General features: G+C 65.0%; 21 protein-coding genes. 19 read left to right on the plus strand and 2 right to left on the minus strand.

All coding sequences use genetic code 11. The features are described 5' to 3' along the window. Nucleotide 1: 1 nt before the first annotated feature. The 10 genes from ACQY5K_RS01590 to ACQY5K_RS01635 all read left to right on the plus strand — a co-directional run bounded on the left by ACQY5K_RS01590 (nt 2) and on the right by ACQY5K_RS01635 (nt 8736). Complete coding sequence (locus tag ACQY5K_RS01590; RefSeq protein ID WP_428119452.1) at nt 2–1201, plus strand: UDP-N-acetylglucosamine--N-acetylmuramyl-(pentapeptide) pyrophosphoryl-undecaprenol N-acetylglucosamine transferase; 1200 nt, start codon at nt 2–4, stop codon at nt 1199–1201. Next, nucleotides 1198–2610, plus strand: a complete 1413-nt coding sequence (gene murC / locus ACQY5K_RS01595) for a UDP-N-acetylmuramate--L-alanine ligase (protein ID WP_428119454.1) — start codon at nt 1198–1200, stop codon at nt 2608–2610. Before ACQY5K_RS01590 ends, murC begins: the two co-directional genes overlap by 4 nt. Before the next feature lie 8 nt (nt 2611–2618). Continuing rightward, a complete protein-coding gene (gene murB, locus ACQY5K_RS01600) occupies nt 2619–3590 on the plus strand; it encodes a UDP-N-acetylmuramate dehydrogenase (protein WP_428119456.1) in 972 nt (323 codons plus the stop codon). Nucleotides 3591–3597: 7 nt separating this feature from the next. After that, nucleotides 3598–4371, plus strand: a complete 774-nt coding sequence (locus ACQY5K_RS01605; protein ID WP_428119458.1) for a cell division protein FtsQ/DivIB — start codon at nt 3598–3600, stop codon at nt 4369–4371. Between the two features lie 146 nt (nt 4372–4517). After that, nucleotides 4518–5591: a cell division protein FtsZ gene (gene ftsZ, locus ACQY5K_RS01610; RefSeq protein ID WP_428119460.1), complete on the plus strand. Its 1074-nt coding sequence runs from the start codon at nt 4518–4520 to the stop codon at nt 5589–5591. Nucleotides 5592–5656: 65 nt separating this feature from the next. Then, a complete protein-coding gene (locus ACQY5K_RS01615) occupies nt 5657–6334 on the plus strand; it encodes a polyphenol oxidase family protein (protein WP_428119462.1) in 678 nt (225 codons plus the stop codon). Next, entirely contained in the window at nt 6334–7014 is a 681-nt protein-coding gene (locus ACQY5K_RS01620) for a YggS family pyridoxal phosphate-dependent enzyme (protein ID WP_428119464.1), read from the plus strand. The genes ACQY5K_RS01615 and ACQY5K_RS01620 overlap by 1 nt, the downstream gene beginning before the upstream one ends. Nucleotides 7015–7071: 57 nt before the next feature. Further along, complete coding sequence (locus ACQY5K_RS01625) at nt 7072–7575, plus strand: cell division protein SepF (protein ID WP_428119466.1); 504 nt, start codon at nt 7072–7074, stop codon at nt 7573–7575. A 39-nt stretch (nt 7576–7614) separates the two neighbouring features. Beyond that, nucleotides 7615–7869, plus strand: a complete 255-nt coding sequence (locus ACQY5K_RS01630) for a YggT family protein (RefSeq protein ID WP_428119468.1) — start codon at nt 7615–7617, stop codon at nt 7867–7869. A gap of 135 nt (nt 7870–8004) precedes the next feature. Continuing rightward, the gene (locus ACQY5K_RS01635) at nt 8005–8736 is read left to right on the plus strand and encodes a hypothetical protein (protein WP_428119470.1); all 732 of its coding nucleotides are present in this window, start codon (nt 8005–8007) and stop codon (nt 8734–8736) included. Nucleotides 8737–8784: 48 nt separating this feature from the next. On the opposite strand, the gene ileS is transcribed toward ACQY5K_RS01635, so the two are convergent. After that, nucleotides 8785–12045 carry an isoleucine--tRNA ligase gene (gene ileS, locus ACQY5K_RS01640; protein WP_428119472.1) on the minus strand — a complete coding sequence of 1087 codons (3261 nt, stop codon included), beginning with the start codon at nt 12043–12045 and terminating at the stop codon, nt 8785–8787. A gap of 107 nt (nt 12046–12152) precedes the next feature. Here ileS and ACQY5K_RS01645 point away from each other — a divergent pair, with 107 nt between their 5' ends. The 3 genes from ACQY5K_RS01645 to ACQY5K_RS01655 all read left to right on the plus strand — a co-directional run bounded on the left by ACQY5K_RS01645 (nt 12153) and on the right by ACQY5K_RS01655 (nt 14285). After that, nucleotides 12153–12728, plus strand: a complete 576-nt coding sequence (locus ACQY5K_RS01645; protein WP_428119474.1) for a TraR/DksA family transcriptional regulator — start codon at nt 12153–12155, stop codon at nt 12726–12728. Between the two features lie 25 nt (nt 12729–12753). Continuing rightward, on the plus strand, nt 12754–13245 hold the full coding sequence (lspA, locus tag ACQY5K_RS01650; RefSeq protein WP_428119476.1) for a signal peptidase II: 492 nt from the start codon (nt 12754–12756) through the stop codon (nt 13243–13245). A gap of 77 nt (nt 13246–13322) precedes the next feature. Beyond that, nucleotides 13323–14285, plus strand: coding sequence for an RluA family pseudouridine synthase (locus tag ACQY5K_RS01655; protein ID WP_428119478.1), 963 nt, complete (start codon nt 13323–13325; stop codon nt 14283–14285). Between the two features lie 16 nt (nt 14286–14301). Here ACQY5K_RS01655 and ACQY5K_RS01660 read toward each other — a convergent pair whose 3' ends face one another. Then, nucleotides 14302–14769: an RrF2 family transcriptional regulator gene (locus tag ACQY5K_RS01660; RefSeq protein WP_428119480.1), complete on the minus strand. Its 468-nt coding sequence runs from the start codon at nt 14767–14769 to the stop codon at nt 14302–14304. Between the two features lie 47 nt (nt 14770–14816). On the opposite strand from ACQY5K_RS01660, the gene ACQY5K_RS01665 reads away from it, so the two are divergent. The 6 genes from ACQY5K_RS01665 to ACQY5K_RS01690 all read left to right on the plus strand — a co-directional run bounded on the left by ACQY5K_RS01665 (nt 14817) and on the right by ACQY5K_RS01690 (nt 19815). Beyond that, nucleotides 14817–15926 carry an alkaline phosphatase family protein gene (locus ACQY5K_RS01665; RefSeq protein WP_428119482.1) on the plus strand — a complete coding sequence of 370 codons (1110 nt, stop codon included), beginning with the start codon at nt 14817–14819 and terminating at the stop codon, nt 15924–15926. 71 nt (nt 15927–15997) lie between these two features. After that, a complete protein-coding gene (locus tag ACQY5K_RS01670) occupies nt 15998–16498 on the plus strand; it encodes a proteasome activator (RefSeq protein ID WP_428119484.1) in 501 nt (166 codons plus the stop codon). A gap of 141 nt (nt 16499–16639) precedes the next feature. After that, nucleotides 16640–17305, plus strand: a complete 666-nt coding sequence (locus ACQY5K_RS01675) for a hypothetical protein (RefSeq protein ID WP_428119486.1) — start codon at nt 16640–16642, stop codon at nt 17303–17305. A gap of 48 nt (nt 17306–17353) precedes the next feature. Further along, the gene (locus ACQY5K_RS01680) at nt 17354–17998 is read left to right on the plus strand and encodes a nitroreductase family protein (RefSeq protein WP_428119488.1); all 645 of its coding nucleotides are present in this window, start codon (nt 17354–17356) and stop codon (nt 17996–17998) included. Nucleotides 17999–18168: 170 nt separating this feature from the next. Next, nucleotides 18169–18573 (plus strand): Zn-ribbon domain-containing OB-fold protein, encoded by a 405-nt coding sequence (locus ACQY5K_RS01685; RefSeq protein ID WP_428119490.1) that lies wholly within the window; start codon nt 18169–18171, stop codon nt 18571–18573. Nucleotides 18574–18603: 30 nt separating this feature from the next. After that, the gene (locus ACQY5K_RS01690) at nt 18604–19815 is read left to right on the plus strand and encodes a thiolase family protein (RefSeq protein WP_428119492.1); all 1212 of its coding nucleotides are present in this window, start codon (nt 18604–18606) and stop codon (nt 19813–19815) included. Nucleotides 19816–19824 lie beyond the last annotated feature (9 nt).

Below are 19824 nucleotides of genomic sequence, written 5' to 3' on the forward strand. Positions count from 1 at the left end.
CATGCCCGTGGGGCGTCGAGGCATCCTGATCGCAGGCGGCGGGACGGCGGGACATCTTGTACCGGGTCTTGCAGTGGCTGCAGCGCTGACCGAACGCGGTTGGCCCCCCACCGACATCTACTTCGTGGGCAGCGCTCGGGGCATGGACTCCGACATGGTGCCGCCGGCCGGATACCGCCTGACCACTCTCGGCGGCAGAGGCCTCAATGCACGGCGGCTGAATGGCTCCAATGCCATAGCCGCTGTGACACTTGCCTGGGCAACACTGCGAGGCGTGGCGCTCGTCGGGCGGCGACGACCCGCCGCGGTGCTGTCGTTGGGGGGCTACGCGGCCCTGCCCGCGGCCGTCGGTGCTGTCTTGTGGCGTGTACCGCTCATCATCGCCGAACAGAACGCGGTGACATCGGGCACGAACCGTCTCCTCAGGCGATTCGCCAAGGCGGCTGCTGTACCGGTCGAGGGCACCGGCCTGCGGCGCGAGGTCGTCACCGGCAACCCAGTACGGCCCGAAGTCGTGAGCGCCGCCCGCAACGCTGCCGACGCCCGTGCGCAGCTCGGCTGGTCGCCCGCGGCGACGATCATCGTTGCATTCGGCGGCTCACTCGGATCGGAGCGCATAAATGCCGCGGTGTGGGGTGCTCTCGATGAGTTGCTCCGGCGTGACGCAGTGCTGATGTATCACGTCGTCGGCAAGCGGGATTGGGAACAACGCCCGTCAGCGCCCCCGGTTCGCGATACCGATGCGGTCGTGCGCGATTGGTACCACGCGGTCCCCTTCGACGAGCATCTCCCGCTCGCATTGGCGGCAGCGGACCTAGTGATCTGCCGCGCCGGAGCCTCGACAATCGCTGAATTGTCAGTGCTCGGCACCCGTGCAGTGCTCGTGCCCCTGCCGGCGGCGACCAAGAACCACCAGCATCACAACGCCTCCAGCCTTGTCAATGCCGGCTTGGCCCAGATCGTGCCCGACGTCGAATTCGATGCGAGCCGACTGGTCGCCGAAATCGATATGGCAGCGAAGCTCGGGGGTGACACGTCGAGCGGAGACACGTCGAGCACTAACGACGTGCCGAGCAAACCGACATTCGGTCGCCCAGACTCTGCTCGACGTGTCGCGGACCTGATCATCGAGCACAGTTCGATGGTGCCCGGCACGATCTTGCCTTCCGAAACGGATTCACGCGAGGAGTCTGGCCATTGATTGACCGCCAGCCTGCGACGCGCAAGGTGCTGCTGACCGACAGGCGTCGCATCCATCTTGTGGGCGCGGGCGGAGCGGGCATGAACGCCATCGGTGTGGTGCTTGCCGAGATGGGCCACGAGATCAGCGGCAGCGACCTGCGCGGGGGCCCAGGCATGACGCGACTTGCGGCCCACGGCGCTCGCATCGAAATCGGCCATGACGCAGCCAACCTCGGCGAAGCCGAACTGGTCGCACACTCGAGCGCAGTCCACGCCTCCAACGTCGAGCTCGCCGCGGCTCGCGCACGAGGCCTGCAGGTCCTGAGTCGGGCCGAGATGCTTGGATCGATCTGTGACCGGAAGCGGACATTCGCGGTCGCCGGCACCCACGGCAAGACAACAACATCGTCCATGCTTGCGCTGTGCCTGGTTGCAGCGGGCGAACAACCGTCGTTCTTGATCGGCGGCGAGGTAAACGAGATCGGGTCGGGCGCGGTGTGGGATCCCAGCGGCGAGTGGTTTGTCGTCGAAGCGGACGAGTCCGACGGCACTTTTCTCGAATTGGGGGCGCAGGGTGCACTTGTGACAAGCATCGAGGCTGATCATCTCGATCATTACGGCAGTTTTCCTGCACTGACCGCCGCATTCGAGCGATTCCTGTCATCCGCCACCGATCCACGCGTGGTCTGCACAGACGATCCCGTGGCCTCAGAAGCGTCCGAACGCGTCGGCGGCACCATGACGTACGGCACCTCACCGCACGCCCACTACCGGGTGGTCAACGCGTTGAGTTCCCGTTCGGGGGCACGGTTCGAATTACTGGGGGGAGGTACGGCCATCGGGTCGTGCGAGTTGCCGCTGCCCGGAATGCACAACATTCTCAATGCCGCCGGTGCCCTGGCCGCTGCGTTGGAGATGGGAGCTGCGGCTGAGCCGATGCTCGAAGCTCTGGGTCGCTTCGGCGGGGTGGCTCGGCGCTTCGAGCGCCGCGGCGAGAGCGCTGGCGTGGCCTATATCGACGACTACGCGCATCTGCCCAGTGAAGTGGCTGCGGCTGTTGCCGCCGCTGCGGGGGGAGGCTGGAAGCGCATCATTGCGGTGTTTCAGCCGCATCGCTATACGCGGACTGCAGCACTGTGGCAGGACTTCGCCCATTCCTTTGGTGTTGCCGACCACATCGTGCTCACCGATATCTATGCAGCGGGCGAGGTGCCTCAGCCGGGAATCTCCGCCGAGCTCATCGCACAAGCAGTGCTCGACGCGCACCCCGAAGCCAGTGTCGAGTACTCGCCCGGGCGCGCAGAGCTGCGGGCACATCTGCGAGGCTTGCTGCGCCCAGGAGATCTGTGCCTCACATTGGGCGCCGGCGACCTCACGACGCTTCCGGACGAATTGATGTTCCCGGCGAGTGATTCGACTGATGTGTGACCACGCCGATGAGTAACGAGACACCTGCGTGGGCTGACCAGGCTGCGATCGAACAAGCGGTTGGAATTCTCGGACAGAGCGCGCGCCTGAATGCACCGCTCGGAGCGATCACGACATCACGCGTCGGCGGACGTGCCGCAATCTCGTTCACGGCCAACACCGCAGCGGACCTGTGCCGCGTCGGCGAAGCCAGCCAAGTGGCTGGCGTGACCGTGCTCATCTTCGGCCGCGGTTCGAACTTGCTCGTCGCCGACCGCGGTTTCGACGGCATCGCAGTGTTTCTCGGCGCAGCGTTCTCTCGAATCGACATCGATCAGCGCGCCGCGACCGCAACTGCCGGCGCCGCGGTCGCCTTGCCTGTGCTAGCTCGACGATGCGCTGCAGCGGGAGTGGGTGGTCTCGAGTGGGCAGTCGGCGTGCCTGGATCCGTCGGCGGCGCCGTCAGGATGAACGCCGGCGGGCACGGCAGCGATATCGCTTCGTGCCTCATCGATGCGACGATCATCGATCTTTCTTGCGATGCCCCGCCGTCGGAGCCCGTCACCCAAGACCCACGGGCACTGGACCTGAGATACCGCCACAGCGGCGTGAGCGGGACACAAGTCGTCACGAGGGCTCGCCTGCAAGGGCGATCGGATGACCCCGCGGCCGCCTTGGAGCGGATCGCAGAAATTGTTCGATGGCGACGCGAACATCAGCCTGGCGGCCAGAACGCAGGCTCGGTGTTCATGAATCCGCCACAAGACTCCGCTGGTGCACAGATCGACCAAGCCGGCCTGCGGGGCCTCCGTATCGGCAGCGCCGAGGTATCGCGCATGCACGCCAATTTCATCGTGTCCGATCCCGGAGGAACCGCCGCAGACGTCGCCGCTGTGATGGCCGAGGTTCGTCGACGCGTCGCGGACTCGGCCGGCATCGCATTGCAGCCCGAAATCCGAATGGTGGGTTTCGAATCCTCCGACTCCGCCAGTTCTGTTTGAACGCGCCGTGCCTTCCGACGCCCCGCAGGCCCGGACACGACGCTGGCCATGGGCACTCGGAGGCGTGATCGGCGTGATTTCGCTCGCAGTTGGGGTGCTGGCCTCTGGTGCGGTCGATGTCGACCGGATCGAGTTCACCGGCCTCCATCGCGTGAGCTTCGACGAGGCGATCGAGGCGGTGAGCATTCGTGCAGGCGATGCCATGCTGCTGATCAACACGAGTGAAGCAGCGGAGTCCCTGCAAGAGCTTCCCTGGATCGACAACGCGCAGGTACGCAGGCGATGGCCGGGCACCGTGGAAGTCGAGATCACCGAGCGCCGAGCAATCGCGCTGGCGTTGCAGGCTCCGCAGACGTGGGTGCTCGTCGACACCGAAGGTCGCGTCCTCACCGGGGCCCTCGCCGACCCACCGAAGCTGCCGCGCCTGTCGGGGATTCACGCTGCTCCCGCTGCGGGTGGCTTCCTGTCCGATGATGCCGACGCGATGCTCGAGGTCGTCGAGGCCCTCTCGGCCGCACACGGACTTGTCATCGAAAGCGTGTGGCGCGATCAGCGCGGCGACCTGAGGGCGCGTTTGCGTATGCTTGCGCAGCGCGCGTATCTCGGAGTCGTTCTCGGTGACAACTCGCGAATCGCGGCGAAGTCGGCAGCGGTCGCGACCGTTGTGGGGAAACTGTCCGAAACCGCTCAGACGGGCACGGATGACGCCGATATCAGCGAACTCGATGTCTCCGTGCCGCGCCTGCCCGTATTGCGCACCGGATCCGAAGCACGCCCATAGACACCTTGATCCAAATTCAGCCGACACCGCAGGCCCTTGTCGTCAGTGTGAGGCATCGGTACTGTCGTCTGTTGCGCTACTTTGCGCTGGTAGGGCTTGTTGTCGTGCCCAGAGTTGGCAGCCGGCCAGTGAACTCGAGGAGACTTGTGGCGTCACCGCAGAACTACGTGGCAGTCATCAAGGTCGTAGGCGTCGGCGGCGGTGGGTCCAATGCCGTCAACCGGATGATCGATGTCGGACTCGGCGGTGTCGAGTTCATAGCCGTCAATACCGATGCCCAGGCACTGCTGCTCAGCGACGCCGACGTCAAGCTGGACATCGGTCGCCAGCTCACGCGCGGGCTCGGCGCCGGGAGCGACCCAGAGATAGGCACCAGGGCCGCAGAGGAACATCGAGATGAGATCGCAGAGGCCCTGCAAGGGGCAGACATGGTCTTCATCACTGCTGGCGAGGGTGGTGGCACCGGGACAGGCGGCGCGCCCATTGTCGCTGAAGTATCCAAGGAAGTCGGTGCTCTGACGATCGGCGTGGTCACGCGCCCGTTTGCCTTCGAAGGCAAACGTCGGCAGGTGCAGGCCGAGCAAGGCATCGAGCGATTGAAAGAACGCGTCGACACGCTGATCGTGATTCCGAACGATCGCCTGCTGACAGTGTCGAACGAACACACCTCGATCATCGATGCCTTCCAAATGGCTGATGACGTCCTGCGCGAAGGAGTCGCCGGGATCTCAGGGCTGATCACCACGCCAGGCCTCATCAATACCGACTTCGCTGACGTGAGAGCGATCATGTCGAGCGCCGGCACCGCCCTCATGGGCATCGGCAAGGCACACGGCGAAAACCGCGCGAAGAACGCCGCCCGGCAGGCCGTGTCGAGTTCGCTGCTCGAAGAATCGATCGACGGCGCGCGGGGCATCCTGCTCAACATCGCCGCTGGACCCGATCTCGGGCTGTTCGAGGTCAACGAGGCCGCCGAGGTGATCCGCGAGGTCTCTCACGCCGAAGCCAACATCATCTTCGGCACTGTGATCGACGATTCACTGGGCGAGGAGATCCGAGTCACGGTCATCGCCGCTGGATTCGACCGGTACACCGGAGGTCGGCGGGACATGGACGCTCCGGTAGGGGACTACGCCGCATCCGAGGACGACCTCGCGGATCCGTTTGGTGATCTCGACGAAGACGACGAATCGTTCGACGTTCCCAGTTTCCTGCGTTGAGGCCGCCAACGGTGCTGGTCGAACCAGCGCTCGAGGCGAATCAGGGCTGAGGCGCCGTGCTGACGATGCACCGGCGTGTTGGCAAAGGTCTCGCACGCATCGCCGTGACAGATCGGGCAGACGACGATTGGGCTACGCCGAACTCGCTCGACAAGAGCCACATCACGCTCCTGCGACAGGTACATGGCACTGAATTGGTCAGAGTGTCGAAGCCCGGCGACCACGTCGGGGCGTGCGCCGACGGGGCGTGGACGACGATGCGGGGAGCAACGCTCGCGGTGCGAACCGCCGACTGCGTTCCGATCGCGCTCTACGGAACCCGAAGCGATCATTCCGCGGCGGTTGCGGCGGTACACGCAGGATGGCGCGGACTGCTTGCAGGCGTGATCGATTGCGCAAGCAATGAGTTCCGCAAGCACGGCTTCACGAGCCTGCGCGCTGTTGTCGGACCGCACATCTGTGCGCAGCACTACGAGTTCGGCGAGGATGACCTCAGTGCTGTCGTCAGCGAATTCGGTGCGCAAGTGTGCAGCCGTACGGCCTGGGGCACCCGCTCATTGGACTTGTCCGCGACCGTTCGCACTGCGCTCGGGCGTTGCGGGGTGGCCATCGACACAGAGCTGGCACGCTGCACCGCCACCGACATGAGGTATTTCTCGCATCGAGCACGTGCCGAGCAAGGGCGTACAGCACTGCTTGTCTCGATCGAGTCCACGGAACCGGCAGCAGAATCGTTGCGGTGATGGACCCAGCGGAGGTGTCTCAACGCGCTGAGCGAGTCCGGAATCGCATCGATGACGCGGGCGGCGACCCCGATCAAATCGCCATCGTGGCGGTGACGAAGGGTTTCGACTCATCAGCTGTGGAAGCGGCAGCGGGGGCCGGGCTGACGCTGATCGGCGAAAACTACGCCCAGGAAATGCTGTCAAAGCTGTCGCAGCTGCAGCCAGAGATCCTCGATGGCATCCAGACACACTTCATCGGCCGGTTGCAGACCAACAAGGTTCGCCAGCTGTCGGGCGCAGTCGACGTGTGGCAGAGCATGGACCGGATGCGGCTTGTCGCCGAGATCGCTCGACGCAGCCCAGGCGCAGGCGTTTTCCTGCAGCTTGACGTCAGCGGCACCGGCACTCAGGGCGGTTGCGCGGTGTCGGTCGCCCCGGCGTTGCTGGCCCAGGCGCGACAGGCGGGCCTTGACGTGAAGGGCTGTATGGCGATCGGACCTCAGGGCCCAGCTTCAGAAATCGCCGCGGCGTTCGCCGAGGTCACCCGGTTTGCGGACGAGCACAGCCTTCACCATCGGTGCATGGGAATGAGCGCCGATTTGGAGGCCGCAATCAAGGCCGGATCGACGATGGTCCGCATCGGAACGGCGCTCTTCGGCCCGCGATCGACGCGGGTCGCGCACTCTGGTGCCAACTGACCGTATCTTGGTGGTCAGTAACCTTTGCTCGGGCAGACTGGCCAGGCGAGGATTGGCATGGCTTCGATCATGAAACAGGCGATGAACTATCTGGGCCTCGGCCCCGATGACAGCTACGCGTCGCCGTCCGAGCGCCCTGCGCCCGCCGAAATGGCAATGACGGATCTGGCGTCGGACGCTCCAGCCCACAGCGGTGTGACGGTGATCGAACGACCTACAGGCTCGGCTGGCGTGCCACGGGTCGCAGGTGCCGCAGCCCCCACCGGGGTTCGGCGAGTGCAACCGTCGACAGCGCAGCCGTTCGTGCTGATGCCGCGAATGTTCGATGATGCGCAACAGATCGGCGACCGGTTCAAGCGCGACCAGCCCATCATCCTCAACCTGCAGGGGCTCGACCGCGACACTGCGCGCCGCCTCCTCGACTTCGCCAGCGGACTCTGTTACGCCTGCGACGGCGAGATGCGTAAGGTGGCCAACGCCGTGTACATGCTGGTGCCGGCAAACGTTGTGGTCACCGACGAAGATCGCCGTCGGGTCACAGAGCAAGGCATCGGGACCTGACACGTTGACGAAACCACCAGCGCTATCTCGGATGAGACGATGACCAGCGTGCTGTGCCCTGTCATCACGCTCTTCATCGTGGCAGTCCTCGGTCGCGTCCTGTTCTCGTGGATACCACTGGCACCAGAGAGCCCAGTTGCGGTGGTGCGGGTATGGCTGGTGCGCCTGACTGAACCCGTCATGGGTCCGCTGCGGCGGGCACTGCCGGCATTGCGGATGGGCCACGTTGCACTCGATCTGTCGCCGATCGTGCTGATCATCGGGCTGCAGGTGCTGCGGTCCGCCCTTTGCTGAGACAGCGACGCCGTGGCCTGATGGGGCCGTGAGCGCAGCGAAAACGAGGACAGTCCCGTGGCTGCACCGCTCAAGCAGTGACGTCTGCGCGCTGTTTCTCAGGCGAGTCCCGCGGACGCTGGTACATTGCGCGCCATGGCGACCCCTTCAAGCGATTCCAGAGGTGCGGCTGGCATGGGCATGCTCGAGCGACTCGACGCCGAGCTTGCCTCGATGCGAGACCAGCTCGCAGAGATGAATCAGCGAGTGTCCAGTGTCGAATCGGGGGTCCCGGCTCAGGTCGCTCCGTTACACGTCCAATTGGCACCCGAGGCGATCGAGCAAATTGTGGCTGCGGTCGCGGGGCTTTCCGCAGCGGGCGTCGAGGCGCTCGGCGAGGCACTCGCCGCGGGTGGGGACGATCTGGCCGTTTCGATAGCGACCCTTGTGCAAGGCGAGATCGAGCGCACCCTTGCCGAGGCAGGCCTGGATGTCGCCGTCACTTCTGAGGTCTCAGAAGGACTCGGCGAAAGCCCTGTCACCGGGAATCAGGACGTCGACCCCGCAGTTGCCGAGGCTCCGGTCGTCGAGGCTCCGGTCGTCGAGGCTCCAGTCGTCGAGGCTCCAGTCGTCGAAACTGCTGAACCGGTGCCCGAAGCCCCCGCATCTCCGGCAGCAGTTGCCGCACCTGTCGTGTCGCTTGCTGACTCAGTAGCACTGAACCATGCAGAACCGACGTCCGCGGGACAGCGAGGCGGATTCGGAATCGTTGACGAAGACGATCCCGACGCGTTCTCCGACGACGCTGACCGGCCGACGATTGCGCTCTCCGAGCTCGACGATCCGTTCCTCGACGCTTTGATCCGCAGAGAGCCTCTCTCCGCGTAGCAGCCCAGCCAACGGGCGTACTTGCGCGCCTTGGCGCTTCCGGCTTACTCAGGAGCTGACAGCGAGTTCGATCCGTGGATCGTCCCCCCCGGACAGCCATACGATATTTTTCGCGAGCACTGCGGCGCAGACAAGCGATTCGTGCTGGCGGATGGCATCGAGATTCGCCGGGCTCCAGCGAACGGTCATGTCGATTCGATCCGTCACGTCGAGTCCGTGGTCCTTGCGGGCCTGCTGCACGGTGCGAATGAGATCCCGTGCGGCCCCCTCGGCTTCCAGCGCGGGGGTCACGGTCGTGTCGAGAACGACGACAAGACGCTGAGCGTCCAGCACTGAGCTGGTGTCGGGGTCCGTTGGCTGCAGACTCAGTTGGTACTCGCCGTCGGTCAGTCGGTGACCTCCCGCAACAACCGACCCGCCATCGTCGAAGCGCCAGTCACCCTTGCGCGCTGCGGCGAATACCTCTTGTGCCTGGCGACCGAGCCGTGGCCCGAGCACTGCTCCGTCAGGCCGCAAGACCGGCACGGCGAGATCGCCGAGCTCGTCGGAGAGCACGATCTCCACAACGTTGACTTCCTCGGCCAACAATGCGGCGAATGGCGCCAGAGCCTCGGCGCCGACACCTGCGACCGTGGCTCGCTGCAGGGGCAGACGAACCCTCAATCCAGCGTCCTCGCGCACGCGCAGTGCAGCGGACGCCGCTGCTCGAATGGCATCCATACGCCGTACGAGGTCTGGATCCGCCGGCAATTCAGCTGGATCTGGCCAATCCGACAGATGGACGCTCTGCCCGTCTGTGAGCCCACCGTAAATCTCCTCGGTGAGCATCGGCAGCAACGGTGCTGCCATCGCGACGAAGATGCGCAGAACCGTATACAGGGTGTCGAAAGCACCAGGATCGCCAGTCGGGCGCCCGTCGCCGACCGGTGATCCGACGGAGGCTTCGCCCCAGAATCGACCCCGGCTGCGCCGGATGTACCAGTTGTTGAGAGCATCGATGAACGCCTGCAGTTCAGCGGCGGCACCGGGAAGGTCATACGCGTCGAAACGGTCAGTGACCGATTCAAGCGCTTGTCGTGTCTTGGCCAACAGGTACCGGTCGAGCACGTGTTCGGAATCGACACGGAACTTCGCCTCGTAGCCATCAGCGTTCGCATACAGCGTGAAGAAGGCGTAGGCGTTCCAGATGGGGATGAGCACCTGGCGCGCGACCTCGTCGATGCCGGCATCGGAAATGCGCGTATTGCCGCCGCGAACGATGTTCGTCGCCATGAAATACCAGCGCAATGCGTCGGCGCCCTGCTTGGCGAAGATCTCGGTCGGTTCGGTGTAGTTGCGCAGTCGTTTGGAGAGCTTGTTGCCGTCAGCGGTAAGCAGGACACCGTGGCAGATGACGTTTTCGAACGCCGGCAGCCCGAAGAGTGCACCTGCGAGGACGTGCAGCGTATAAAACCACCCGCGAGTCTGATTGATGTACTCGACGATGAAATCAGCGGGGAAGTTGCGCTCGAACCAGTCCTTGTTCTCGAACGGGTAATGCACTGCCGCGAACGGCATCGACCCGGATTCGAACCAACAGTCGAGCACCTCCCGAACGCGCCGCATCACCGAGCGGCCTGTCGGATCGTCGGGATTCGGGCGGGTCAGCTCGTCGATGAACGGCCGGTGGAGATCAGTGGGGCGAACGCCGAAGTCAGCTTCGAGCTCGTCCAGGCTGCCGTACACATCGACACGGGGGTACTGCGGATCGTCGCTCATCCAGACCGGGATCGGTGAGCCCCAGAAGCGATTGCGGCTGATGGACCAATCCCGCGCGCCGGCCAGCCACTGCCCGAAGCGTCCGTCACGTACATGGCCGGGTACCCAATTGATCTTCTGGTTGGTCTCGGCCAGGCGATCTGAGATAGCCGTCACCTCGACGTACCAAGAGTTGATGGCCCGGTAGATGATGGGCGTGTCGGTCCGCCAGCAGTGCGGGTAGTTGTGCTCGTAGCTGTCGTGGCGAAGTACTCGGCTGCGACGCTTCAGTTCCGCCACGATCGGCGAATTCGCCTCGAACACGTTGAGGTCGGCCCACGGAGCGATCGGCGCAACGAAGCACCCGCGGTCATCGACGGGCACCGCATCGCCGATCTCGATCCCGTTGGCCTCGCATGCGATCTGGTCGTCCTCGCCGAAACCGGGAGCCAGGTGCACCACGCCCGTACCTTCGGATGTGTCGACGAAATCACCTTCCAGGACCCTGAATGCTTCGCTTCGGTGCGCGAAGAAGTCGAACATCGGCGTGTATCCGCGCCCCACGAGATCGGCCCCCGTCAGATGGCCGAGCACCGAGTACGGGGCGAGATCATCCTCGTAGTGATCGAGGCAGTCCGCAGCCAGCACAAACCGAGCCGGCTCGCCGCCGAGCGCCGAGGTTTCGACGACCGCGTACGAGATGTCCGGACCGACGGCGATCGCCAGATTCGACGGCAGTGTCCATGGCGTGGTCGTCCACGCCAGCAGTCGGAGCGGGCCGAAGCCGTCGTCAGATGCATTGAGCTCGAACCACACCGTGACCGCAGGGTCCTGGCGGGGGCGTGTCGCGTCGTCGAGGCGGATCTCGAAGTTCGACAACGGGGTCTCTGCTCCCCACGAGTACGGCATGACCCGGTACGCCTGGTACACGAGGCCTTGGTCCCACAGCTGCTTGAACGCCCACATGACCGACTCCATGTACGACAGGTCCATGGTCTTGTAGTCGTGGTCGAAATCGACCCAGCGGGCCTGGCGGGTGACGGTCTTGCGCCATTCGGCCGTATATCGCAGCACCGAGTCCCGGCAGTGCGCATTGAAATTCTCGATTCCGTACTCGCTGATGGCAGCGCGTCCGCTGACTCCCAGTTCGCGCTCGGTCTCCATCTCGGCCGGCAGCCCGTGGCAATCCCAGCCGAAGCGTCGGTTGACACGATGGCCTCGCATCGTCTGGTAGCGGGGCACCACGTCCTTGACGTAGCCCGTCAGCAGATGTCCATGGTGGGGCAAGCCATTCGCGAACGGCGGTCCGTCATAGAAGACGAACTCGTCGTTAGCCGGCCGATTCTCGATCGAGGCCTCAAATGTCCCTTGGTCGCGCCAGCGCGCCAGGATCCGCTCCTCAAGTTGAGGAAAGTCCGGTTGTGCACGAACGCGGGGGTACACGCTGTCGCTCGACTCTCGCATCACCAGTCCTCGGATGCCTTCAATGGGCACGCAGGCCGCACCCGCGCCGTCTCCGGTATCGCAGACTGGCCCACGGCGCGCCGATGGTACCGCTGCATCAGTCCGCATCCGTGTCCCTTTCTGCTTCGGAGGACGCAGCCGCATACATCCGAATGTGTTGGGCGGATCGACGAGAGCAGTTCTAGACTGCGTCGTCGCTGAGCAGGGGAGGGGCTATGGCCACCGATAAGACGGCGCCGTCTTCGCCACGCAAGCCTGCCAACAAAGCGGTCGCAGCTAACAAGACTGCGGCAGCCTCGACCAAGGCACCGGCCCGAAAACCCGCTGCGAACAAGTCGGCTGCGAACAAAACCGCCGCCACGAAGGCCGGGGCAAAGAAATCCGCCCCCCGCAAGCGGTCGACGCGTCCCCGGTTCGGTGAGGTGTTCCTCGAGAAGCAACGTCAGGCTCTCCTGTCAGAGCGACGGCGTTACACCGCGCATGCCGAGCGCTACGAGGCCGAAGCCGAGCAGCTGGTGAACGAACGAGAGCCCGGCGATGTGCAGTTTGACGAGGAATCCGGAGAGGGCGACTCCATCGCTGTCGAGCGAGACCGAGCCTTGCAGATTTCCGCGAGAGAGCGCGAGGAGATTGCCGAGATCGATGCGGCGCTTGCACGAATTGAAAACGGCACGTACGGCACTTGCATTGTCTCGGGCAAGCCGATCCCCAAAGAGCGCCTCGAGGCCATCCCTCACGCCTCGATGCGCGTGGAGGTCAAGAGCAGCGGTCCGTCGTGGCGGCGGTCGTAGCTGAACGACCGTGCTCGACAACCCGATGAGCCCTGCGCGTGACCGAACGTCGCGCAACATCTGGCTCGCCGTCACGGCTGTCGTTGTCACGACCGTCGATCAGCTGTCGAAAGCTTGGGCCGTCACCGCTCTCGAGGACGAGATCATCGATGTGGTGTCGACGCTGCGGTTGCGTCTGGTTCACAACACGGGGTTCGCCTTCTCCGCTGGGAAGGGTCTCGGACCTGTCCTGGCACTCGCTGCGATCGTGATCGTCGGGGTGCTGTGGTCGTCGCGTCGGCGCGTGCACGGGTCGTGGCCGACAGTTGGCCTCGGCGCGATCATCGGCGGAGCGCTCGGGAATCTCGGAGATCGCGTCTTCCGCGGTGACGGGTGGGGATCAGGCGGCGTCGTCGACTTCATCGACGTGCAGTGGTGGCCGATCTTCAACCTCGCCGATGCGGGAATCACGATCGGTCTCGCCGGCCTGCTGGTGCATCTGTACCGCAGTGAGCGGCGTTCGCGGACAGCGTCGTGACGTGCCGAGACACTGTTCGTTGCGCGATCACGCCGGACAGATGCACGCAGCCCAGATGACAGCCGGGGATCGGCGCCATGGCACCGGCTGAACGCTTCGAGGTCACTGGCGCACTCGATGGCGAGCGACTCGACCGTGCCGTTGCCCTGGTCACAGGCCGACCTCGTTCTGCGGTGCGCGCCCTGGTTGCCGACGGAGCGATCCTGCTCGACGGCGTGCCGACGACGGTTGCCTCGACGCGGCTTTCGGTGGGCGCAGTCGTGCACATCGCCGCGATCGCCAAACCCACGATGGCCCCAGATGCCGCCGCCGCCCCCGTACCGGAGGAAACGGTGGACGTCGAGGTGGTGTACACCGACAACGACGTCGTAGTGGTGAACAAGCCGACCGGAGTCGTCACGCATCCTGGACCCGGGCACCCCACAGGCACCTTGGCGGATGCCCTGGTGCAGCGATTCCCAGAGATGACCGAAGCGGGGCCCCCAGACCGGTGGGGGATCGTGCACCGGCTTGACCGCGGCACGAGCGGCCTGCTCGTCTGCGCCCGCAACAGCGCCGCCTACGACGCGCTGGTCGCTCAGCTGGCATCTCGAGAGATCACGCGGATCTACCTCGCGCTCGTCCGAGGTATGCCCGAGTCGGTTCGCGGCACCATCGACGCACCGATCGGCCGCGATCGGCATCACCGGACCATGATGACGGTGCTGTCCGATGGCCGACCGGCCCGTACCCATTTCGCACTCGTCGAGTCGTTCTCGCACCCAGTGGATGCGTCGCTGCTGCGCTGTGCGCTCGAGACCGGCCGCACTCATCAGATCAGAGTGCACCTGGCGAGCATCGGGCTGCCCCTGCTCGGGGATCTCGCCTATGGAGTGCCCGATCCCTTCGGCATCGGACGACCTTTGCTGCACGCGACGCGCTTGGAGTTCCGTCATCCCTCAACCGACGAGGCAATGTCGTTTGAGGCCGAGTTGTCCCCTGACTTCGCTGAAGCGATCCGTCAATTCGGCGGCGATCCGGCAACGATCACGGTGACCTGAACGCAAGTCGCCGGTGCTACGGCCTGAGGGATTCTCCGGCCACTTGCGCCGTGCCGGGCCACGGCGCACGTCCTCGGGCGACCTCGGCGACAGCGGCAAGGCTGTACGAATCGAGCTCGGAGCGCATGCGCAGCCCGACGGAATCCCAGATCGCAAGCAGCACGCACTGGCCTTCGTGGTCGCAAGCTCCGTCTTGGTGCGGTTGGCCGAAGTCGCCAAGTGCGATGGGACCGTCGACGGCCCGCACGATCATGCCGATCGTTACCTCGGAAGGGTCGCGGGCCATCACGTAGCCGCCGCCGACACCGCGTTTGGAACGAACGAGTCCGGCGCCCTTGAGGGCGAGCAAGATCTGCTCCAAGTAGGGCTGGGGCAGGCCTGTCCGCTCTGCAATGTCGCGAACTGAGGTCGGTTTTCCGTCGTCGTTGAGGACGAGGGACAGAAGTGCGCGGCTCGCGTAGTCCCCCCGGGTCGACACCGCCACATCCGCAGCGTAGCCCTGCGCCCAAGACCGCTCGTAAGGTCATCACTGTGAGTGACGAGCGACTCGAGTTGCAGCGGACAGTGCCCGACTACGGCGGCCGCTGCATCACCTCGGTTATGCCGTCGATCCTCGCCGGAACAGGTGCCGCGCCCCTTCATCCCGAGCTCGAGAGGGCGAAAGTTGTCGTGCTGTTCGTCGTCGATGGCCTTGGCTGGCATCAGCTTCGGCGCAATCGAGACTGGGCGCCGTCACTGGCGGCGGCGTGCGATGACAGCTCGCCGATGACAACCGTTGCACCGAGCACGACCGCAACGGCGCTGACATCACTGACCACGGGCGCCACACCAGGCGAGCACGGTCTTGTCGGCTACCGCGTCCCGACGTCGCTGGGCTTGATGAACTCGCTGCGCTGGCGCGCCGGCGGGCAGGACGCGCGTGCGCTCGTGCCGCCTGAGGAGTTGCAGCCGGTGGTGCCGTTCTGCGGTCAGCCGGCAGCAGTGGTGACACGAGCAGAGTTCAAGCGCAGCGGGTTCACCTCTGCACACTTACGCGGGGGAACCTTCTGGGGCTGGCGCAACCTCGGCGAATTGGTGGAGTCCGTTCGCAACGCTGTCGATGCGGGTGCGGCGACGGTGTTCGCCTACTACGACACGCTCGACACTGTCGCCCACATGCATGGTCTCGGCGAGCACTACCGCGAAGCCCTCGCGGTCGTCGAGCAGCTTGCCGTCGCACTTCGAGCGTCGCTGCCAGATCATGTGGCTCTCGCCGTGACGGCCGATCACGGCATGTTGGAAGTGCTCGAGCCCCCGATCATGATCGAATCCGAAATCGTGGCATTGACCAACGGCTGGTCCGGCGAGGCCAGAATGCTGTGGCTTCACGCCCGTGCCGGCAACGCTGCGGACCTGGTGGCGCTGTGCGGGCAGTACTCGTCGATGGCCGAGATCGCACCCGTCGAGCGAGTCCTCGACGAAAGTTGGCTGGGGCCTCACGTCTCGGCACATGCTCGCGACCGCATCGGCGACGTTGCTTTGGTACCGCTTGGCACGGAGGCGTTCACGATGCCGGACGAGGATCGGCCCCACCATCCGTTGATCGGTCGCCACGGAGGTTTGACCGCCGAAGAGATGCACGTGCCGTTTGTGGTGCTCTGAGGCCCGCAAAATAGCCACGAAAGGCATGCCGCACAACCGAATGAGCGTCTTTTCTGGGTAGCCTCATCGTGATGGTCGGCGATGGTGCCCAGAGTCCGGAGCACGCAGAGTTGTGGAACCGCGGGCCGGTCGAAGAGGACGGCGGCGCGGACGAAGAAGAACCGTTCGTTCCCGAGCCCGCAAAGCTCATGCGCATTGGCGGCATGATGCGCAAGCTGCTCGAGGAAGTGCGGCATGCAGATCTCGACGACGCGGGCCGCGACCGGATGCGCGACGTGTACTACCTGTCGGTCAGCGAACTCTCCGAAGCCCTGTCCGAGTCGCTTGCCGACGAGCTCAACCGCCTCGCATTGCCGTTTGACGAAGAAATTCCCACCGGCCCAGAGCTGAGAATCGCGCAGGCTCAGTTGGTCGGGTGGCTCGAGGGTCTCTTCCACGGCATTCAGGCGGCCGTCTCTGCCCAGCAGATGATGGCAGAGCGACAGCTGCGCAGCATGCGTGGCAACGCGCTCGAAGCCGGCCCAGGACCGACGCAGAATCCGCGTCCCGAGCGCGGCGGTGTCTACCTGTGATCGGGGCGGCGTCCCCTCCGCGGCCGTGGCGCCGTTCGTCAAGCGCCGCTCTTGCAAGGGGCGCGTTCGCGCGCTGGACTAGGGGGTCGGCCGGGGGTTTGACGGGCCTGCTCACAAGCACCTGACGGGAGCAAGAAACCGATGGCCCTCGAGGTAGAAACCAAGGATTGCACGGCGCTCAGCGACAGCGAGATCTGTGAGATGGCTGAGTTGATCAGCGGAGAGAGCGTCTACTTCGATGTCGGGCACCTCTCCAAGCAGCGCGATGCGTGGGTGCTGGTAACCCACGTCCGCGACGGTTCACGGCTGGTTGCCTACGGCTTTTGCACTCTCGAACGGGTAGGCGGAGACCCCACGGTGCTCATGGGCGCGGGCGCGACCAAGCGATCTGCCCGTCGTGACAGCGCGTTGCGGGCGATGGTCAACGCCCAGCTGCGTCGGGCAGTGCTGGCGTTTCCCGACGAAGACGTGCTGGTGGCCGCCCAGATGGCCGATGCGGCAACCTTCACTGCCTTCAAGCCCCTCGACCGAGTGGTGCCGCGTCCGGGCTACGAGCCCAACGGCGAGGACCGGGCCTGGGGACGACGTCTCGCCAAGCGATTCGACGTGCAGGGCGAGTACAAGGCCCGAGAATTCCGGGTGTACGGAGACGGCGGTCCATCGTTCGTGCTGAACCACACCGCGGCTCGACCCGAGGCAGTCCCCACCGATGTCGCTGCGCTGTTCGATGGATACGACACTCGCAACGGTGATGCGATGATCGCGTTCGGCTGGGCCACCCGCGAGGACCTCGCAAAGCTCCTGTAGCCGACGCCCGCAGCGCCAGGACGAAACTGAATCTCCGCAGGTCGAAACATGGAATTCGCCGACCTCGTCCGCCGTCGACGGATGACACGGGATTTCCTGGCGGATCCGATTGGCGACTCCGTGCTCGAACGGGTCTTCGAGGCCGCCCGTCGAGTGCCGTCCGCAGGGAACGCGCAAGGCTGTGACCTTGTCGTTCTCAATGGCCCAGCCGAGACAGCCCGCTATTGGGATGCAGCATTACCGGCCTCCCGGCGGGAGACCTTCAGATGGAAGGGACTGCTGGTGTGTCCGGTGCTGGTCACCGTCTGGGCAGATCCAGCGGCCTATGTGGCCCGCTACGCCGAAGCAGACAAACAACGGACTGGGCTGAGTGCGGGCTCCGATGCTTGGTCCACGCCGTATTGGATCGTGGACGCGTCATTCGCCGCCATGGCGTTGCAATACGCCGCGATCGACGAGGGATTGGGCGTGCTGTTCTTTGGCATGTTCGACCACGCGCCGTCGGTGGCGGCGGCGCTGGGCGTGCCAGCTGGTCACGAACCGATCGGCACCCTCGCGATCGGCTGGCCCGACCCCAGCGGGAGCGAGAGCCCCGGCGCGAGCGCCGGCCGGCCGCGGCGCCCGATGTTTGACGATGGGAAGGCGCCCGTATCGATGAACCCCCTGGTGCACCGGGGCAGGTATCGGGGTTGATCGCCCGGCAACCGATGCCGGGTCCAGCACCCTGGGTAGCACATGTGCTCGCTGCTACATTCGTGCTGCGCGGTTGGGGTGCATTGCCGGTGCTGGGCCGACACGAGACCTGCGCTGCGCCCCCAGAGCTGTCGCAGCGCGCGAGATGCTTGCGAGAGAGGAACGCCTGAGTGGCCGATCAGATGTCCATGGTCGAATACCTGAGTCTGGGTGATGGCGACCCGCATCTGGTGGCCAATGTCTGCGATTCCTGCGGCACCACATTCTTCGACCGGCGCAACGCCTGCGCCGCCTGCGGGGCTCGCAGTTTCTCCCAGACACGGCTTTCCAACAACGGCGCCGTGCGAACGTTCACGATCGTGCATCGAGCGGCCCGTGGCGTGCCGGCACCGTACGTCTCGGCGGTGATCGATCTCGACGGTGGCGGCCGAGTCAAGAGCAACATCGTCAACATCGAGCCCGCGCCTGAGAAGGTGAGTCTCGGCATGCGCGTGCAGCTCGCCACCTACGTCACCGCCACCGACGACGACGGCACCGAAGCCGTCGCCTTCGGCTACGAACCCGAATCTGCCTGACACCTGCTTCCTTCACCTAGGAGAATTCTCATGAGCAATCAAGACCCCGTCTGGATCCTCGGCGCATCGATGACCAAGTTCGCTCGTTACCCCGACAAGGACCTCATGGACCTCGCCGCCGAAGCGTCGCTGGGGGCTCTCGACGATGGCGGCGTGACGATGGCCGAGATGGACGTCCTGGCTGCAGGATGTCTGTACGAAGCCAACGGAGGCGTCGGTCAGCGTCTGCAGAAGCAGCTCGGCCAGACCGGTATCCCCGTGTTCAACGTCGCCAACGCCTGCGCCACTGGAGCGACCGCCGTGCGCACCGTCATGATGGCCATCAAGGCCGGCGAAGCGCAGATGGGGCTCGCCGTCGGTGTGGAGCAAATGGGCAAGATGGGCATGCTCGGTGGCGACCGAGCGGCCCGCTCTGACAAGCAGGTATTCGAGCGCAAGGGCCGCTTCGGCTCAGTGGTCGGCGTGGAGGGCCGACTGGGCACCAACATGATGCCCGGTGTCTTCGCACAGGCCGGAATGGAGTACGCCTACGAAAACGACGGCGTCGGCTTTGAGCAGTTCGCCAAGGTCGCCCAGAAGAACCACGAACACTCGACGCTGAATCCTCTGGCGCAATATCGCAAGGCATTCTCGCTGGAGGAGGTCATGGCGTCTGAGGTAATCGCGTATCCCAACACGCTGCTGATGTGCTGCCCGACGGGTGATGGCTCGGCTGCTGTGGTGCTGGTTTCCGATGAGAAGCTGCGGACGCTGTCGACGCAGCAGCAGCGACGGGCGGTCAAGGTCTCAGCTTCGGTGCTGACGTCGGATCCCTGGACCGAGGGCTGCCAGGTTCAGCCGGACGTGAACACCCTGACCCGCAATGCCGCCGATGCGGCCTATGAGGCCTCCGGCGTCGACCCGGCCGATCTCGACTTGGTGGAACTGCATGACTGCTTTGCCACGGCCGAGCTTCGCCACTACGACAACTTGCGGCTGTGCGAGCCCGGTGGTGCCGGCGAGTGGATCGACAAGGGCGGTCCGTGGCGCGACGGCGAGATCCCCGTCAACGTCTCGGGCGGCCTGCTTTCCAAGGGGCACCCGATCGGTGCGACTGGCGTGGCCAACCTGTTCGAAGTGGCCACCCACGTTCGTGGCGAGGCCGGCGATCGTCAGGTTCCCGACGCCAAGGTCGGTCTGGCGCACGTCATCGGTCTGGGCTCCAGCTGCGGCGTGCACATCCTGGAGCGCTCGGGCCTCTAGCTCGCGCTA

Origin of the sequence: Candidatus Poriferisodalis sp. (assembly GCF_965262965.1) — a bacterium.
In the GTDB taxonomy this organism is placed as follows: Bacteria; Actinomycetota; Acidimicrobiia; order Acidimicrobiales; family Poriferisodalaceae; genus Poriferisodalis.

What these genes read in the sequence shown, in the direction of transcription:
- ACQY5K_RS01625 (WP_428119466.1), top strand. Translation starts at nt 7,072, where the DNA reads ATGGCTTCGATCATGAAACAGGCGATGAACTATCTGGGCCTCGGCCCC.
- ACQY5K_RS01675 (WP_428119486.1), top strand. Translation starts at nt 16,640, where the DNA reads ATGGCCCTCGAGGTAGAAACCAAGGATTGCACGGCGCTCAGCGACAGC.
- ACQY5K_RS01630 (WP_428119468.1), top strand. Translation starts at nt 7,615, where the DNA reads ATGACCAGCGTGCTGTGCCCTGTCATCACGCTCTTCATCGTGGCAGTC.
- ACQY5K_RS01670 (WP_428119484.1), top strand. Translation starts at nt 15,998, where the DNA reads ATGGTCGGCGATGGTGCCCAGAGTCCGGAGCACGCAGAGTTGTGGAAC.
- ACQY5K_RS01690 (WP_428119492.1), top strand. Translation starts at nt 18,604, where the DNA reads ATGAGCAATCAAGACCCCGTCTGGATCCTCGGCGCATCGATGACCAAG.
- ACQY5K_RS01680 (WP_428119488.1), top strand. Translation starts at nt 17,354, where the DNA reads ATGGAATTCGCCGACCTCGTCCGCCGTCGACGGATGACACGGGATTTC.
- ACQY5K_RS01620 (WP_428119464.1), top strand. Translation starts at nt 6,334, where the DNA reads ATGGACCCAGCGGAGGTGTCTCAACGCGCTGAGCGAGTCCGGAATCGC.
- lspA (WP_428119476.1), top strand. Translation starts at nt 12,754, where the DNA reads ATGAGCCCTGCGCGTGACCGAACGTCGCGCAACATCTGGCTCGCCGTC.
- ACQY5K_RS01590 (WP_428119452.1), top strand. Translation starts at nt 2, where the DNA reads ATGCCCGTGGGGCGTCGAGGCATCCTGATCGCAGGCGGCGGGACGGCG.
- ileS (WP_428119472.1), bottom strand. Translation starts at nt 12,045, where the DNA reads ATGCGGACTGATGCAGCGGTACCATCGGCGCGCCGTGGGCCAGTCTGC.
- ACQY5K_RS01645 (WP_428119474.1), top strand. Translation starts at nt 12,153, where the DNA reads ATGGCCACCGATAAGACGGCGCCGTCTTCGCCACGCAAGCCTGCCAAC.
- ACQY5K_RS01615 (WP_428119462.1), top strand. Translation starts at nt 5,657, where the DNA reads ATGCACCGGCGTGTTGGCAAAGGTCTCGCACGCATCGCCGTGACAGAT.
- ACQY5K_RS01635 (WP_428119470.1), top strand. Translation starts at nt 8,005, where the DNA reads ATGGCGACCCCTTCAAGCGATTCCAGAGGTGCGGCTGGCATGGGCATG.
- murB (WP_428119456.1), top strand. Translation starts at nt 2,619, where the DNA reads ATGAGTAACGAGACACCTGCGTGGGCTGACCAGGCTGCGATCGAACAA.
- ACQY5K_RS01655 (WP_428119478.1), top strand. Translation starts at nt 13,323, where the DNA reads ATGGCACCGGCTGAACGCTTCGAGGTCACTGGCGCACTCGATGGCGAG.